This window comes from Acanthopleuribacter pedis, assembly GCF_017377855.1.
Classification (GTDB): domain Bacteria; phylum Acidobacteriota; class Holophagae; order Acanthopleuribacterales; family Acanthopleuribacteraceae; genus Acanthopleuribacter; species Acanthopleuribacter pedis.
The window spans coordinates 17,726-34,049 of record NZ_JAFREP010000001.1 but is presented as its reverse complement, the minus strand read 5'-3'; the positions used below and the strand labels follow the sequence as shown (position 1 = coordinate 34,049).

Sequence of the window (16,324 nt, the reverse complement as noted above, 5' to 3'; positions counted from 1 at the left end):
TTACAGCGGATCTGTTTCTCCTTAATCACAACCATCCTACGCGCACGAATTTAAGTGAACCAGCCGCCTGGTCTTCGCAAGGCATTTGGGCGCAAGATGCGGGCTGAAACCACCCGATCTCAATCCGTACCGGAACAGGTCACGGCAATGCTATGATGAGACGCCCTCGGAACGAAACCGACCGCGTTCGCACGAACCGAGAAGGCACTGTCAGGATCGGGGTAGAATCGGCGGGGACACCATCCCCCGTCGTGCACATGCCGTCGGAGGACCTTTTTTGCAAGGGTTCCACCTTTTGCGCCTCCGTTGAACGCACGACCGCCATCGAACCCCCCCGAGTTCCACCTTCATCTGGGTAACCTATGCCGCAGCCACAACATCCCTCAAAGTTCAAACGCCGTATTGAGACCCTGCTCAAATACGTTTTTGTTTTCCTACTCCTCGCCCACCTGGGTGGCTTGGCCCTCTACTTTTTCCGTGGGTACCAAGACGTCTACCGCATACGCACGGTCCCGAACGGGCACCGCAATTATTCGGTTCCCGCGGGTCAAAGCCTCACCCGTTTGCTCAAAGACCTCCACCAAAAGGACCTTGCGCCGCAACCACTTTACGTGCGCTTGGCGCTGTGGCGCCACGACCCGGATATCCTTATTAAACGCGGCGCCTACGCACTCCCCGAAAAAGCCTCTACCTGGGACATCATTCAACTGCTGGGCAGTGGTCGCGTTGAATTAAGCAAATTGACCATTCCCGAGGGACTTGATTTATGGGAAACCGCCAAACTTCTCGGCCGTTCCCCCTGGGGCGATGAACAAACCTTCCTGCAACTCCTGCTCGACCCCACGCCCATTCGCACCCTCGACGCCAAAGCCACCAACCTCGAAGGTTACCTTTACCCCGAAACCTATTTCTTCGCCAAGGACGCCACCCCGCAAGAAATCGTCAACACCATCATCAATCATTTTCGCGAAGAAACCAAAACACTGCGTACCCACCTCGATGGTTCGGGTTTCACCATCCGTGAATGGGTTACCATGGCCAGCCTCATTGAAAAAGAAACCGCCGTCCCCGACGAGCGGGCCCGCATCGCCGGGGTTTTCGCCAACCGCACCCGTCGTGGCATGTTGCTCCAATGCGACCCCACCATTATTTACAGCCTCAAACTCGACAATCGCTACCGGGGCAAAATCTACAAAAGCGACATTCGCTACGACCACCCGTACAACACCTACGTTTACAAGGGCTTACCTCCTGGCCCCATTGCCAGCCCGGGTCATGCCAGCCTCGCCGCCACCCTCGCCCCCGAAAAGCACAAATACCTCTATTTCGTGGCCAAACCCGACGGCACCCATTCTTTTAACCGCAGCCTCCGCGAACACAACCGCGACGTCGCACGCTACCGAAGACGCTAAAAAGAACGAAGCGTTTAGGGCGCCGCCGCTAAGGTTTCACCGAGCACAAAGGCTTCGCCGTATTTTTCGGAGAGGTAGGCCCAAAGCCGCTCCATATCTTCCTGTGCGCTTGGTGCATAGCGAAAAAAGATATGTCCCTGCTTGCCGTCTTGCACCGTGATTTGGCACAACCCCTCGAGGGTGGGCAGCAAAATTGTCAAATGATTCAGCAAGTGCCTGCCGACTTGCGCCGCGCGGCGTCGTTCTTCTACCAAAGTTCACCTTCCCAACCCAATCTTTTCACAAGGGTACCGCGACCAAACGCGGCGCTTCGAATCACCGAGACGGGGTTTCCAAAAGCCGACCCCCGGGTGCGCCGTCATTCATACCACGGACGCGGCCGCACCCCCAACACCTTGACCGGCTACCGCAAAGAAAAGCGCGCACCCAATGGACCCAAACACACCGGTTTTACCACCCTGAATTAGAAACCACTTTATCGGCGGGGTTTCACTGCCGGACCGCGCCCAAGCGGGCACCCTTGTTTGCCTCACTCACCGTATCCTCATTTTCCTTAACCGTAACTTCTTATTTTTCTGACTCATTGATCACGGCGTGCTGACTCGTGACTCACACGTCTGGGATTAAAATCCCGGTCGGTTGGTAACAGGTGCCATGCAGGACTGAGTAACGGAAGACCGGAACCATTCCTTGTGACGCGCCCCATTGGTTGGACACACCCTTCGCACCGCGAACCTAGGTTATCGGCGTTAAAGCCGCCGTCGTCCCATGGAGGGTTAAACCTAAGAGGCGCGATAAGCGCGAGGATTTTTGGCTAAAGATCTGGAGCGAAATGGCTTGGAAAAAGCGGCCCGAGGTCGCGCACGACGTGCACCCACCGGGTGCAGTGAGCATTTTTACAGGCCGTTGCTGCCCAGAGGTTTAGCAAAAAGGACCGCGTCAGCGCTTCTTAGGTTGAAGGTCACACGGATGAATCATCCGCCGGAGAAGCGCCGCATCGGCACGCACGAAATCAAAAAACCATGCGTATTTCGGACAGGCACGCCCATCGGCGCACACGAAATGCACACCGGAACACAACCCGACTCGGCCACGGCGCCGAGGAAGGATTTTTTCTGTTTTTACGAGGGTGGTGGATTGGTCACCACAGAATTCGATTTGACCTGATACCTAAAGGAGACGGCGTTTTGTTTAAAAATTTGCTTCGATCCAAGTTAATGAAATGGGCTGCCGCTTTCGGCATGGCCGGCTCAATGTTTATCGGAACCCCCATCATGTCCGGCGACGAAGTCAGCCCCTTGCTGCCTTTGTCTTCCATGGTTGCGGTTAGCTCCCGCAAACCCATTCCCGAAATCACCAAAGAATTAGTTGACGCCTACGCCAAGGGCGAATTGCGCGAAGGCACCGAGTTTCCCCTTGCCAACCGCATGAGCGACACCGTTCGCACCATCGGATTCCGCACCAGCGTGGTCGCCAAATGGCTCGACCCCCTGACCGAAGACGAGTCCCCCAACGCGCCCCGCTTCGGCGCCAACTGCGACTTCATCGCCTACATGGGCGAAGGTTGGGACAGTGACTGGGCCGGCGGCGCCGTCAACGGCTCGCCTTTCACCCAGGGTTCCAGCAAAGAAGGCTGGGTTTGGGTCAACCACGAGTACATCTCCAACGCCTATCCCACGCCTCAAAGCGCCCCTCAGGGTCAAGCAATGACCATGGCCAAATGGCTGCAAAAATACGAGATTCTCTCCAACGACGTCACCGCCGACGTCTGGGAACAAGCCGACGTGGACACCTACATCGCCTGGAACAAAAAACAAATCGGCGGCTCTTGGTTCCGCGTTGTCCAGAATCCGCTTTCCCTTGAGTGGAGCTTGGACCGTCAAGCCGACAACAAGCGTTACGACTCCACCTCCGACACCTTGCTGCGTGTCCAGGGCTTCAACCTTGCCGAAGGTGCGACGGACGACGCGGGCAACCCCCTGCCCACCGGCGTTGTCGCCGGTATCGCCGGCGACTGTTCCGGCGGTTTGACCCCTTGGGGAACCATCATCACCGCGGAAGAAAACGTGCAGGGTTACTACGGTGACCTGGAAACCGCATGGTCCTCCAGCAACCGCTTCAAGTCAGGCGAAGGTTTTGACCCCGGCGCCATGATCACCCTGAACGCCGCCCCGCAAACCACCGACTTCCAGGTTTACGGCCGCATCAGTGATCCCAACCAACGTCACAACCGCGACAACTACGGTTTCTTGACCGAAATCGATCCCGGCCAAGAGCCAGGAACCTATTACAACTCCGCGGCTTCCGGCGGCAACGGCCTCGGCCACCGCAAAATCGGCCCCATGGGTCGCGTTCGTTGGGAAAACGCCACCGTTGCCACCAACGGCGACTGGAAACTGACCCCCAACAAACCCGTGGTGATCTACGGTGCCAACGACCGTCGCGGCGGCCGTATCTACAAATTCGTCAGCTCCGCCAACTACACGCCCGGCATGACCCGCGCCCAAGTTCGCGCCTTGCTGGACAGCGGTGATCTCTACGTGGCCCATTTCGCGGGTCTCGACATCAGCACCGGCATCACCCTGCACGACCCGGCCAACCCCGACAGCGGCGGCATCACGCCCACCGAAACCGCACCCGGCAACGGTCAGTGGATCAAAATGAGCCTGGACAACAACGAAGACATCGCACCCAACGCCGCCGCCCTCGGCGAACCCAACAAAACCGTGGGTCAGGCCTTGGCCGACGTCAACTGGAACAGCATCGGCGGCTACCCCGATCAGAACACCGTACTGGCGACCCTCTTCACCGCCGCCAACAAACTGGGTATTGCCGAACTCAACCGCCCTGAAGACGTTGACTACAACCCCAACGATCCCAGCGGTGTTCCTCGCATCTACGTGGCCTTCACCAACCACACTCGTCCTTCCGCCAACAACCAGGCCGGCGTGTTGGACGACAGCACCCCCAGCCGCGGCGAGCGCGACGGCGCCATCTTCTCGATCCAAGAAGCCAACCCCGCCGATCCTTCCGGTTCCAAAACCTTCAGCTTCTTCGAAGTTTGGAACGGCTACACGCCTGACTCGGTTGAAGAAGAAGCCGTTTTCGCCGCCGGCGACCCCGACAACCTCGCCATCGGCGCCAACGGTGAAGTCTTCTTCGGTACCGACGGCAACGCGGGCAGCACCGGTGACACCCGCTCCGATGCGATTTACTACCTGGACCTCGACCCCAACCACAAGGAAGGTCAGCCAGGTATCGTGAATCCTTCTTATGGTAAGGCGTTCCGTATCGTTGCTTCTCCCGGCGACTCAGAGGCCACCGGCCCCTGGTTCACCCCCGACCAAAAAACCCTCTTCTTCAACGTACAGCACCCCGGCGAAGACTTTGTCTCCTCGCCTTCCACCTGGCCGCAAGAGCGCGTAAAAACGCCGATTGTCATCCAGCGTCCCACCCCTGTACTGAAAGAGAAAAACTAAGCGCGCGGCGCGGTCGAAACGGCCGCGCTCCTCCCGCGCCCCAAGAAAAACCTGGAATCCGGTCCGCATCGGTTTCCAGGTTTTCATGTGTCTGTCCCTCGGTCGTTTTTGAGCCCCTTGATGGGGCGGGACAGCCCGTGTTTCAGGAGCCCCTGCATGAAAAGCATCCTTATCTTCCTCTCATCCCTGGCTATGTTTATTGCCGCGGGAAGCGCGAGCTTTCCCAATGAACCGGATGACGAGAACCCGCGCAAACGCGCCCACCTCACCGTTCGCGGCGTCGCCGAAACCAAACCCGCCGCCCATCCAAAGGACGACACTTTCGATCCCCTCGAACACGCCGTCGCCACCTTTGGCAAGATGACCAACTACGAGGCCACCGTCCCACCGCAGTGCTACACCAAAACTGCCGGCACCGCCAATCCCTGCTACACCTGCCACACCGGCTACCGCGCCCCCAATGAAATGAGTGACTGGGAACTCCAAGAAGAATATGCCTTTAGCGATTTCGCCATGACCAACCGCTGGTTCAACTTGTTCAAAGACCGCGGTGATTTCCTGAGCAATACCACCGACGAAGAAATTTTGTCCTACGTCCGTGAAGACAACTACACCCCTCTCAAAAAAGCATTGGCCGACCGCGACGACTACCAAGGCTACCGCCCCGATCTCGATCTCGCCCAAGGATTCGATGAGGACGGGTTCGCCAACGACGGCAGCCACTGGCGCGCCCTGCGTTACAAACCCTTTCTGGGTACCTTTTGGCCCACCAACGGCTCCACCGACGACGTGTTCATCCGCTTACCCGAAAAGTTCCGCACCCTGAATGGAAAACCATCGCGCGCCGCCGAAAAAGCCAATTTCGCCATTTTGGAAGCCGTTATTGCCGCCGGGCCCAAGGCCGGCCGCGGCGCGAAGTTCCGTTTTACGGTGGAACCCATCGATGAAACGGCCATTGCCGTCGACCTCAACAAGGACGGCGAACTCACCGCCGAGGTCACCGACATCGTCGGTTTCCCCAAAACCTATGTGGCCGACGCGGCTGACGAAAAAACCCGTCAGTACGTCTACCCCAAATACATTGAGTTCCTGCACAGTGTGCGCTACCTCGACCCCGAAAAACCCGACATGATCGCCACCCGCATGAAGGAACTGCGTTACTCCCGCAAGATCCGGTACCTGGATTCCTGGGCGATGAGTTACGTTTACGAACGCGAGTACAACGAAAAAGAGGAAGGCACCTTGCCGCAGTTTTACGGCAGCCCGATGGTCGGCATTAGCAACGATTTCGGTTGGATGCTCCAGGGTTTCATCGAGGACGCGAAAGGCCGCCTGCGCCTGCAAACCCAAGAAGAACACCAATTCTGCATGGGCTGCCACAGCGCGGTCGGCGCCACGGTCGACCAAACCTTCACGCTCGCCCGCAAGGTACCCGGCCGCGACGGTTGGCGTTACCAAGACCCCGTCGGGATGAGCGACGTACCCCAGCAGGGCAACCCCAAACCCGAAATTGCGCTGTACTTCGAACGCGTCGGCGGCGGCGACGAATTCCGCGCCAACCAAGAAGTGCTGGAACGCTTTTTCGAGGACGGCAAACCCCGCGAAACGGACATCGCCCGCGCGGCGCCCGGCGGCGACAAAGACATCACCTGGCTGATCGCCCCCAGCCGCGAGCGCGCCCTCAACCTGAACCGCGCCTACCTGGAAATCGTCAAAGAGCAATCCTTCAAACACGGTCGTGACGCCTTACTCGGTCCCATCGACAACGTCCACCAACGCATCGAAAACGGCAACACGGACCTGAGCGAAACCGGCAAAGTCTTCAAAGACGGCATGCTCTGGCTCGATTGGTCGGCGGCGAAAAAGAAATAACCACGCCCAACACAACCCAAGAAACGGGGGACCCGCGTTTAACAAACTCGGATCCCCCGTTTCTTTTTAGGTAACCAGCGCACCCAGTCTCGTTTGATGCGAATCTTCCCAGAAATATAAAAAGGACGGAGGCAAACCTCCGTCCCAGATAAAGTGATCCCGGTAGTTGATCTAGTTACCGATGGTGATGATGCCGATGGTTTCGTTGTCGTGGCTGTTGTTCTTGGCTTCCTCCTCCTGGAGTTTGACTTGGAAGAAGGAACCGTTGGCATTTTTGTGGCGGGTGACAACCGGGTCGTTGCCGTTTTCGGTTTGCGTCATGCTCAGGATCACCGGGGTGCCACTGTAGCTTTGGGCGTAGGTCACCGTGTCCCAGTTTTCATCGACGTTGTTTTGGGTTTTGGCGCCGAGTTTGCTGCCGTTGGGCAAGGTGTACGAACCCGCTTCTACAATGATGTAGGCAACGGTTTCGCTGTTGTGGGTACCGTCGTCGTATTCCCACTCTTCTACTTGGTATTCAAAGCCGGAAGTGGTGACGTTGCGAACACGCATGTGGCAGGGATCGGAACCGTTGATGGTGTTGGTCTGCATGAATACAACCGGGTTGGTGTAGGTGTTGCTGTAGCTGCTGAAGCTGTACCAGGTGTCGGCGCCGCCTTGGGCACGGTTCAGGGTACCCACTTCGCCGATCACATTGCCGTTGATGTCCGTAATGTCGCCCTCGATCATGGCTAAATAACCAATGGTTTCTGCACTGCCGTGGTTCGTTTCGCTGTCCTTGGAAGTTTCTTCTTCAATGAAGACATCGAAACTGTCGGCACCGGTATCGGTGATGCGGGCGATGGAGGTATCGCCGCCGTTGTGGGTCAGCATCGCCGAGAACACCGCGGGGGTTGCCTCGAAGTTGGCGCTGAAGCTCACGGTAGAGGTGGTGTCGTCAACCAGGGAGCCGTAAACCGCATGCTCGACGCGGTAGGAAGTGTCAACCGTCACTGAATCGGCCCAAGAGACGTCGCCGTTGCTGTTTTCAACCGTCAGTTGGAACATGTAATCGCCGTTGACCGTGGGGGTAAAGTTCAAGGTGGAACCGCTGACATTGTTGTAGCTCAAGGAACTGCCGCTGGGTTGCGCGATCAGGGTCCAGAAGTAATCGGTAATGGTGTACGTTGGATCGCTGCTGCCGCTTCCGTCGAGGGTAACGCTTTCGTTTACTTGGGCTTCGATCACATCGCCGGCGTCGGCGGTGGGCACGGCGCTGTCGACAAAAGGCGCCTCCACTTCAAAGAAGTACCAGCGAGCGGCGTCGGTTTGATCGGCTTCGAGGTCCATGGTTGAGAAGTTGTCATTGCGGCAAGTCAGGTAGAGACCCTCGTGGTTTTGCAGGTAATAGCTACCGGAAACCTCGGAAAGGGTGAATTTGCCGGCGTCGGTCAAGGTTGTCTCGGCCGTGTTGCCGTTGGTGCTGTCGGCAAGCAGGTAGTAGTTGCCGATTTTGAAGCTGAAGGTGTTGTCGCCGTTGTCGACCACATCCCATTTGGCCCAATAAGTGTCGGCCCCGTAGGTTTCTTCCCAGGGATAGGAACGCAGAATGTAGTTGGTGAAAACACCCACGATGTTTTGGTAGCTGTAATTCGAGATGTTGGCGTCGGTGATGGTGTCGGAGCCGGGGTTCTTGGGTTGGAAGAAGTACCAACGTTCGGTATTGGTTTTTTGCGAAGTCAGCTTAACCGCTTTAAAGCCGGAACCTTGGCAGGTGAGGTACAAGCCCTCGCTGTTTTTAATGTAGAAGGTACCTTGATTGCCTTCCTCAAGCCAAAATTTTTCTGACGTGCCGATGCTGGTCGCGGTGCCAACCCCGCCGGACTGAGTCGCGCTGACATAATAGCCGCCGACATGGAAGGAAACACTGTTGTCCGCGTTGTAGCGGATGTCCCATTTGGTCCAAAAGTTATCGGCACCGTAGGACTGATCGTAGGGGAAGGTTTTAATGGTGTAGTTGGTGAAAACACCGAAAATGGTTTGGTATTCGTAGCTGGTGATATTAACGTCGCTGATGTTGGTTTGGCCGAATGCAGTACAGAAAAACAGGGCAAAGAAGATAGAAGTCAATCGCGCGTTAAGGCGAGAAAACATGGAAGCCTCCGAGAGATAACCTTGTCGTCTTAGCTGAAAATCGCGACAAGGGTTTGGGTCGGCAGCAGTTCAAGAAGCAATCTAAGCAAGCACACAAGCATCGCATTGCAAACAAGTTACAAAATTCGATGGGTCGATTGTTGAACCGTGTTATTCCTCTTGGAAGGCTAATCTAGAAAGCGATTGTGTCGAAAATGTGGAACAAAGTAGGAGATTCAAGGTATTTCGCGAAAAAATGAAACAAATACACACCAGAAGGTAGGGGGATGGTTATCCCCCACGTATAAAGAAGGTTCCGAGTTAACGAACCAGGTTAAACAAGTGAGCGCAGCAGGCCGCCCTCGGCGCGAACCGCGGCACCATTGGTCGACCCCGCCCATTGGCTCGCCAAGAAGGCAACCGTCGCGCCGATTTCGACCGGATCACCCAACCGCTGGGTCAAACTGGTGTTGCGATGTGTTTGGATGAAGCGACGCTGGGCCGCTTCATCAGCAGCTCCCGCTTCGTCCATGCCCGCGATGAAGGCCTCGACGCCTTCCGTTAGGGTCGGTCCCGGCATGACCGTGTTAACCGTAACCTTGGTACCCTTGGTCCACTCCGACATTCCCCGCGCAATGGCCAATTGGCACGATTTGGTCATGCCGTAGTGAACCATTTCGGGTGGGATCTGCACCCCGGATTCACTGGAGATAAAGATGATGCGACCGCTGTTGCGTTCGATCATTCGTGGCAAATAGTGACGGCTGAGGCGCACCCCGCTCATGACATTGATGTCAAACAAACGCTGCCAATCTTCATCGGGAATCTCAGCAAAAGGTTTCGCCTCGTAAATCCCCAGGTTGTTGACCAGGATATCCACATCGGGAAAGGCGGCAATCGCAACCTCGGCACCCGCCGCCGTTCCCAAATCGCCCACCAAAGACAACAAATCGGCGTTGGAAACCGCGTTGCGGATGCGTGTTTGTGCTTTTTCGACGCTTTCTTGGCTTCGGCCGGAAACAATCACGCGCACACCCTCGCCGGCCAAAACCCGCGCAATCGCCTCACCAATACCGCCGCTGCTTGCGGTAACCAATGCCAATTTTCCTTTTAAGCCCAAGTCCATCATGGACCTCCTTCAATTTGTTGGGCCTAAATATGCACCAAATCGGCAGCGATGATAAGCTAGAAGCTTGAAACACATTGTTTCCAAAATGCGACAATAGGAACCTACATGGATTTATTGGAACCGATGGTGGTTTTTGCCAAGGTAGCGGAGGAAGGCAGCATGACCGCCGCCGCGCGGGCGCTCGGTGTCTCCAAATCGCTGGTAAGCAAAAAGATCGGCACCTTGGAGACCCGCTTGCAAACCCGCCTGTTGCAACGCACCACCCGCGCCCTACAACTCACCGCCGATGGGGCCCGCTTCCTCGAACACTGTCGCCGCTTGACCGGAATCGCGGAACAGGCCGTGGAGGAATTGGCCGAACAGCAAGGCATGGTCGCCGGGTTGTTGCGCATCACCGCACCCGTAACCTTCGGCCAGGCCTATATGGACCCTTTGGTGCGCGCCTTTTGCGATCAATATCCGGGGATCACCGCGCAACTCATCTTGGAAAACCAAAAAATGAACCTGGTCCGCGACGACATCGACATCGCAATCCGCATTTCCCACGATTTACCCGCCGACCACATCGCCTTGCCGCTCACGAGCATGCACGAATGGGTGGTCGCTTCGCCCGGTTACCTCGCCAAACACGGCACCCCGACCACGCCAATGGATCTGGCCGATCACCACTGCCTGCTTAACTGCAATCCCGACCCCGTCAACCGCTGGTGGTTCACCAAAGATAGCGGGGTAATTGAAGTGACCGTGCCGAGTCGGCTCAGCACCAACTACCACTTTATGATGATGCAGGCCTTGCTCGACGATGCAGGCATCGCCCGCATGCCTTCCTACGCGGTGGAAGAGCACCTGAGCGCCGGCCGCCTGGTGCGCCTGCTCGCCGACTACAAGCTCCCCACGTTTCCAGTCGTCCTGCTCTACGCGCCCGGTAACGTGGTTCCCAGCCGCGTGCGCCGATTCGCACGTTTCACCAAGAGCTGGTTCCAGAACCAACCCCGTTCATTTTGTTGAGCCAACGCCCCTCACGCAAAATCGACACAGCATCCAAACACCACCTCCAACAATAACAGCGCCGCCTGCGCAAATTTTACCGACCCTTTTCAGCTCTCCCCAGCGCCTTGGGCTACAGTTTTTCCGCATGCGTTCCGGGATAACCCCTGTTGCAACACACCTTTATCAAGACGCAACAGTGTTTTCTATTATCTTTTCCATGCATCCTATGACAACGCCGGGCTCAACCGGCTCCCGCTTTCTACCACCAAAGAAGGAATGCCATGACCCAATTATGGATGTTGCTGCTTGCAACAACGTTTTATTCGGCACCAAAAACCCTTGTCGAAGCTGTCAAAAACGGCGAGCCCCAAGCCCTCGCCCCGTTCTCGAGCGACCAGTTAAACACATCATTGAAAGGCGGAAGCACCCCGCTGATGCTGGCTGTTCACCACGACCATCCAGCCGTCATTGAAGCCCTGATCGACGCCGGCGCGGATCTCAACGCCGTCGATAAAAACGGCAACACGGCGCTCCACCTGGCCGCGAAGAAACACCGTGTCAACGCGCTCCAAACCCTGCTCGAACGGGGCGCCGATCCCAATCGCCGCAATGACTTGGAACGCTCCCCGTTAATGATCGCGGTACACCGGCGCCATGTCGCCGCCACCCGCATCTTGCTGGAGGCGGGCGCGGATATTGAAACCTTTGACCTGTTCCTCGACACGCCCCTTTTGGCGGCGGTTAAAAGCGGCAACACCCTGTTGATCCGATTGCTGCTGGAGCATGGCGCGGACCACACCGTCACCGACAGCTTTAGCGCGGGCGTCATTGACTACGCGAGCTTGTTTCGTCGCCACGATGTCCTGCTGTTGCTAGCCGACCACAAACGCATCCGCCTCGAAGGCGACATCGCCCCCGGGGCCGACTACCATCTCCCCCCGTATTTGCGCGCGGTTCTTCACGAGGACATCGACACGCTTAAGGCGCACCCTCAATTTAAGGAACACCTCAACCACCATTTTCCCCATTTCGGAACCCCGCTGGGTTTTGCGAGTGCCCATGCCTCGCCCGCCATGTTCGCTTTTCTCCTCGAACAAGGCGCCGATATCGAAACGAAAAACAGCCGGGGAGAAGGTTATTTCATCCGCGCCGTGCGGGCCCGCAACCTCGCCTTAACCCGCTTGTTATTGGAAAAAGGCGCCGACGCCAACCTCATCACGCCAAGCGGGAAAACGGCGCTGGGCGTCGCCGTGCTCAACGACGATGAGGCCATGGTGATGTTGCTCCGGGGCGAGGGCGGCACGCTTTACGGTCGCACCGAAGCAGGCCAACCACTTCATTTCGATCAAAACCTAACCAACTTCAAAAAAATGAAGCGTTTGGTCAAGAAAAGCCACATCGGGACTGTCAAAAGCGACGACGCATGTGAACCCGTCGAACTGGTTTTCTCGAACCTGTGCCCCGACGTCACCCCACCCACCTTCACCCAAAAAGTACCGCCCCGTTATCCCCAAGCGGCAACGGCCCTTAAAATGAACGCGAGCGTTATTCTTGAAGCGATCCTGCGCAAAGACGGGCAGGTGAGCGATATTCGCGTGCTGCGCGGCATGCATGACTGGGTGTACGGTTTCGAGTTAGAAGCGGTCAGGGCATTGCGCCAATGGCAGTTTCAACCTGGGCAAAGGGAAGGGAAACCGGTGGATGTCCGCATGACCTTAAAGCTTGATTTCGTGATTCAAGGCAACGGAACCCCGTTTGTCAGCCAAGGCTTTGTTCTTGACAGTCCTCGCAAAATCCAGAATAAACGCCGCGCCGACTTGCGCCGCAAGTTCAACAAAAGGCTCAAAAGGAGCTAACCCAACCAAACAATATAAAGCCTTCCTGAAAGCAAGGTTCCCCAAGCACAACCCCGACCCCTCGGCCCCAGCCCGGTGTGTCGGGGTTTTTCAATTGCACCGCGCGTTCAGCCCGCGAACGGCGGGCGAATCAAGGAAACCACCCGAACAAAGGTCGCCAAAAAGGGAACAGCGCAACGAACCGGGGGGACGGCACGTTGCGCTGCAAGGGGGGGTTATGGAGGAGACCCAGACTCATGCGAGCCATGAGCCGGGGGGTTGGGTCTCCGGGGATCGTACGGACGAGGACAAAAATTGGCCCGCTTTTCTCACAAGGCGTTCTGCTGCGGGGCAACCCATGCGATTACGAGGGGGCGGCCTTCCGCTTTACTCAGTCGATCAATACGCGACGTAGCGCTGCTACGCCGAAAGGTCGGCCCCGCTCCGTTTGCTCTCGGTCGTAATCTTCGTACTCACAAGGCTTTCAGCTTCTCGCTACGAATCCTTGTGAGAAATGCGGGCTAGAAACTAAAGGTACCACCGACTTGAATCTGGCGCGGATCCGCGGCCGCGTTGGGGCGACCGAAGTTTTCCGACTGCATGTTGCTCAAGTAGCTGGTGTAGTTTTTCCAGTCGAACACGTTGAAGGCGTCGACATAAACCTGGAAGCCGAACTGGCGCAGGTCGACCTTTTTCGACAGACGCAGGTTCAACACCTTGCTGTCGTCGCGACGACCGGAGTTACGGCCGGCGCCCTCGGGGTAGTCGTTGTTCACGAAACCGTCGCCGTTTTCATCGGTACCGACGATGATGTCGTAAGGCGTGCCGGTGGCGTAGGTGCCCCAGCCGCTGAACTGCATGTTCCAAGGTAAGTCGAAGCCAAGGTTAACCGAAACGCGGTGACGTTCATCGGTGACGGCGGGCGCACGGCGCAGCATGTCGGCCGAGGTGTAACGCCAGTAGCCGTAGTACAGCGAATCGGATTCGTTGTCGGCCCAACCCAAGGTGTAGGACAACTGACCGAACCAACCGTTTTTGTAGGGACGGTCGATGAACAGGTAGAAGGCGTCGAACCAAGAGTTGCCTTCATCGGTCCAGACGTTGATTTTGCCGTAGCCGGGGATTTGGCCGTTGGCGTTGGCGTCGTAAACCGCGGTTTCGTTGGCGCCGCGCACACCGACGTAACTCACGCTAACCGTGGCATCTTGGATTTTTTGACGGTAACCCAGGCTGAACTGGGTGGTTTTGGGCGGCTTGAGGTTGTCGGGGATCAGGAACACCTCGGGCGGATCGGTTTCACCGGAGGAAACCAGGTCCAAGAGGTTGGCGCGATTGTAGTAAGAATCGTCCCAAGCCAGGGTGTTGCCTTCGCCGTTTTCACTGAAGTTGATGTTGAAGATTTGGTAGCTGTAGCGCAGCGCTTCGTCGGAAGCCACGTTCCAGATGGTGCGGTCGTAGAAAATACCGACGCCGCCGGTGATGAACTTGGTGCCGTCACCATTGATATCGTAGGTGAAACCAATACGGGGTTGGTAGGTGTCGGTAAAGGGTTTGCGGTTGCTGCCGTCGCTGAAGTAACGGTCGTCGAAGTAAGGGGACAACTCGGTACGGACGTGGTCGGGGGTTACGAAATCGTTGTTCAGCATGTCGGTTTCGTAGTCCCAGCGGAAGCCGAGGCTCAGGCTTAACTTGTTGTTAACGGTCCAGTCGTCTTGAACGAAAACGCCGTATTGGGTGTTGTACTTGGAAATGCCGGGTTCACCCACGCCGATGGAAGCGCGGTAAGGGGTGGTCGCATCGTCGGTGAGGAAGTCGAACTGCGGATTAAAGAAAATCTGCTGTTCGGCTTGGTAACGCAGACGCTGCATGCCGATGCCCGCTTTAATAAAGTGGTTGCCGACGCCCATGCTGATGTCGTAGTTCAAGGAGTAGCGTTCCTGTGCCCAATCCTGAGGCGCGTGGGAGAAAGGACCGATGTGAACCGAGGGATAACGCAAGCCGGGGCCGTTGTCCGCGAGGGTACCGGTTGCCCAACCGTAGTCCTGGGAGTTGAAACGAACCTCGTGTAAGGCCGTCCCGGAAACCAGTTGGTACTTGGCGCTGATGTTGGTGACGTCGTTGGTGAAATCCAAGCCGCGGTCCTCGGTGTAGGGCTGAGAGAACCACAACCAGTAGGCTTTGTTGGATTCGTCGCGGTCGTCAATCGACACGTCGAGGAAGTGTTCGGGCGCGGGCTTGTAGGTCAAACGCAGGAAACCGAGTTTGGATTTTTGCGGGGTTTCGAAGTTACCGCCGAGATCGGCGAAGTCACCGCTTGGCGCGGAAACGTAGAACTCGTCAACTTGGGTGTCCTCGTAGGTCAGGAAGTAGTGCAGTTTGTCTTTGATGATCGGACCGCCGACGGAGAAACCGAGTTGGTTGCGTTCGTACGCGGGTTTTTCGGAGGCGAAGGCGTTGCGGCTGTTCAGATCTTTGTCGCGATAGGTGAAGAAGATCTCGCCGCCCAGTTCGTTGGTGCCGGACTTGGTCGCGGCAGTGACCACGCCGCCGCTGGCCTTGGCGAATTCGGCTTTGTAGAGTTGGGTGACAACCCGATACTCGCGAATCGCGCTCAGCGGGAAGGCATTGGAAGAGGAAATAAATTGGCCGACCATGCCGCCGTCAACGATTTCGTTTTTGCGGTCGCTGCCGTCCACATAAAAACCCAGACTGGAAGACGTGGAGGCACCCGTGGTCAAACCAGAACCCGATGCACCGCCCGAGGCAGGTTTGGTGCCAGGAGCTAACGTTGCTACTTCCAAGAAGTTGCGACCGTTCAAAGGGAGTTTTTCCATTTGCTCGTTTCGAATCGGAATGGATAGATCGCTTTTGGTCAAATCATTTACATCGACCTCGGCGACCACCGTCACCTCTTCCGACAGGCTGCCTTGGCGCGCCTCAAAGTTGATCATGGCTTTCTGGCCGATGAATACCTTGGCCAGTTTTACCTGAGGTTCAAAACCCTCGTGTTCGAAGCGAACCTCGTAGACACCGGGGGGAACGGAATAGAAATAATAGCCACCGTCTTTTTGGGTGTTGGCGTTCCACTCCATACCGGTTTCGGTGTTGCGTGCCAAAACAGGGGCGTCGGAAAGGGGGGCACCGTCGGGGGTGGCGATTTTACCTTGAATGGTGGCGTTACTCTGGGCCAAAACGGTCGCGCCGGTACCCAGCCAGCACAACAATAAAAGGGCGGAAAGAAGGCGCGAGGGAGCCGCGGGCCACTGCTGCAAACGTGTGTGGTCCAGGCTTAGCCACGCGTTCGCCGATGGGCGAGGGGTCAAAGCATGTTTTCTCAACACTGGAAAACCTCCGTGTGTGGGGGATACGTTGCGGGACCTCTGCAGCACCGAAATGGTGCCTGAACTTGATCCGATCATCCGAGGACAAAAACACTCACCCATCACGAACGCCGGGAGGCGTTCCATGCCGAGCCGAGGCGCGGTTCCTTGTGTC

Annotated in this window: 10 protein-coding genes; 6 read left to right on the top strand and 4 right to left on the bottom strand. The window is 56.9% G+C overall.

The window, feature by feature from the left end:
- Positions 1-362: 362 nt before the first annotated feature.
- Positions 363-1,412 carry an endolytic transglycosylase MltG gene (mltG, locus tag J3U88_RS00100; RefSeq protein ID WP_207856075.1) on the top strand — a complete coding sequence of 350 codons (1,050 nt, stop codon included), beginning with the start codon at positions 363-365 and terminating at the stop codon, positions 1,410-1,412.
- Positions 1,413-1,426: 14 nt separating this feature from the next.
- Here the strand turns inward: mltG and J3U88_RS00095 are convergent, their stop codons facing one another.
- Positions 1,427-1,666 carry a hypothetical protein gene (locus J3U88_RS00095; protein WP_207856074.1) on the bottom strand — a complete coding sequence of 80 codons (240 nt, stop codon included), beginning with the start codon at positions 1,664-1,666 and terminating at the stop codon, positions 1,427-1,429.
- A 715-nt stretch (positions 1,667-2,381) separates the two neighbouring features.
- Between J3U88_RS00095 and J3U88_RS00090 the strand changes: the two genes are divergently transcribed.
- The 3 genes from J3U88_RS00090 to J3U88_RS00080 all read left to right on the top strand — a co-directional run bounded on the left by J3U88_RS00090 (position 2,382) and on the right by J3U88_RS00080 (position 6,763).
- Complete coding sequence (locus tag J3U88_RS00090) at positions 2,382-2,579, top strand: hypothetical protein (RefSeq protein WP_207856073.1); 198 nt, start codon at positions 2,382-2,384, stop codon at positions 2,577-2,579.
- Between the two features lie 20 nt (positions 2,580-2,599).
- The gene (locus J3U88_RS00085; protein WP_207856072.1) at positions 2,600-4,891 is read left to right on the top strand and encodes a PhoX family protein; all 2,292 of its coding nucleotides are present in this window, start codon (positions 2,600-2,602) and stop codon (positions 4,889-4,891) included.
- Between the two features lie 156 nt (positions 4,892-5,047).
- Positions 5,048-6,763, top strand: a complete 1,716-nt coding sequence (locus J3U88_RS00080) for a hypothetical protein (protein WP_207856071.1) — start codon at positions 5,048-5,050, stop codon at positions 6,761-6,763.
- A 171-nt stretch (positions 6,764-6,934) separates the two neighbouring features.
- On the opposite strand, the gene J3U88_RS00075 is transcribed toward J3U88_RS00080, so the two are convergent.
- The gene (locus J3U88_RS00075; protein WP_207856070.1) at positions 6,935-8,896 is read right to left on the bottom strand and encodes a fascin domain-containing protein; all 1,962 of its coding nucleotides are present in this window, start codon (positions 8,894-8,896) and stop codon (positions 6,935-6,937) included.
- 313 nt (positions 8,897-9,209) lie between these two features.
- Positions 9,210-10,001 carry an SDR family NAD(P)-dependent oxidoreductase gene (locus tag J3U88_RS00070; protein ID WP_423842025.1) on the bottom strand — a complete coding sequence of 264 codons (792 nt, stop codon included), beginning with the start codon at positions 9,999-10,001 and terminating at the stop codon, positions 9,210-9,212.
- A gap of 108 nt (positions 10,002-10,109) precedes the next feature.
- Between J3U88_RS00070 and J3U88_RS00065 the strand changes: the two genes are divergently transcribed.
- Positions 10,110-11,012, top strand: coding sequence for a LysR family transcriptional regulator (locus tag J3U88_RS00065; RefSeq protein ID WP_207856068.1), 903 nt, complete (start codon positions 10,110-10,112; stop codon positions 11,010-11,012).
- A 263-nt stretch (positions 11,013-11,275) separates the two neighbouring features.
- Complete coding sequence (locus J3U88_RS00060; RefSeq protein ID WP_207856067.1) at positions 11,276-12,850, top strand: TonB family protein; 1,575 nt, start codon at positions 11,276-11,278, stop codon at positions 12,848-12,850.
- Between the two features lie 500 nt (positions 12,851-13,350).
- Here the strand turns inward: J3U88_RS00060 and J3U88_RS00055 are convergent, their stop codons facing one another.
- A complete protein-coding gene (locus J3U88_RS00055) occupies positions 13,351-16,101 on the bottom strand; it encodes a TonB-dependent receptor (protein ID WP_207856066.1) in 2,751 nt (916 codons plus the stop codon).
- Positions 16,102-16,324 lie beyond the last annotated feature (223 nt).

Excerpts from the sequence above, each read along its gene's own strand:
- J3U88_RS00070 (WP_423842025.1), bottom strand. The coding sequence starts at position 10,001 with ATGGACTTGGGCTTAAAAGGAAAATTGGCATTGGTTACCGCAAGCAGC.
- mltG (WP_207856075.1), top strand. The coding sequence starts at position 363 with ATGCCGCAGCCACAACATCCCTCAAAGTTCAAACGCCGTATTGAGACC.
- J3U88_RS00080 (WP_207856071.1), top strand. The coding sequence starts at position 5,048 with ATGAAAAGCATCCTTATCTTCCTCTCATCCCTGGCTATGTTTATTGCC.
- J3U88_RS00090 (WP_207856073.1), top strand. The coding sequence starts at position 2,382 with ATGAATCATCCGCCGGAGAAGCGCCGCATCGGCACGCACGAAATCAAA.
- J3U88_RS00060 (WP_207856067.1), top strand. The coding sequence starts at position 11,276 with ATGACCCAATTATGGATGTTGCTGCTTGCAACAACGTTTTATTCGGCA.
- J3U88_RS00075 (WP_207856070.1), bottom strand. The coding sequence starts at position 8,896 with ATGTTTTCTCGCCTTAACGCGCGATTGACTTCTATCTTCTTTGCCCTG.
- J3U88_RS00065 (WP_207856068.1), top strand. The coding sequence starts at position 10,110 with ATGGATTTATTGGAACCGATGGTGGTTTTTGCCAAGGTAGCGGAGGAA.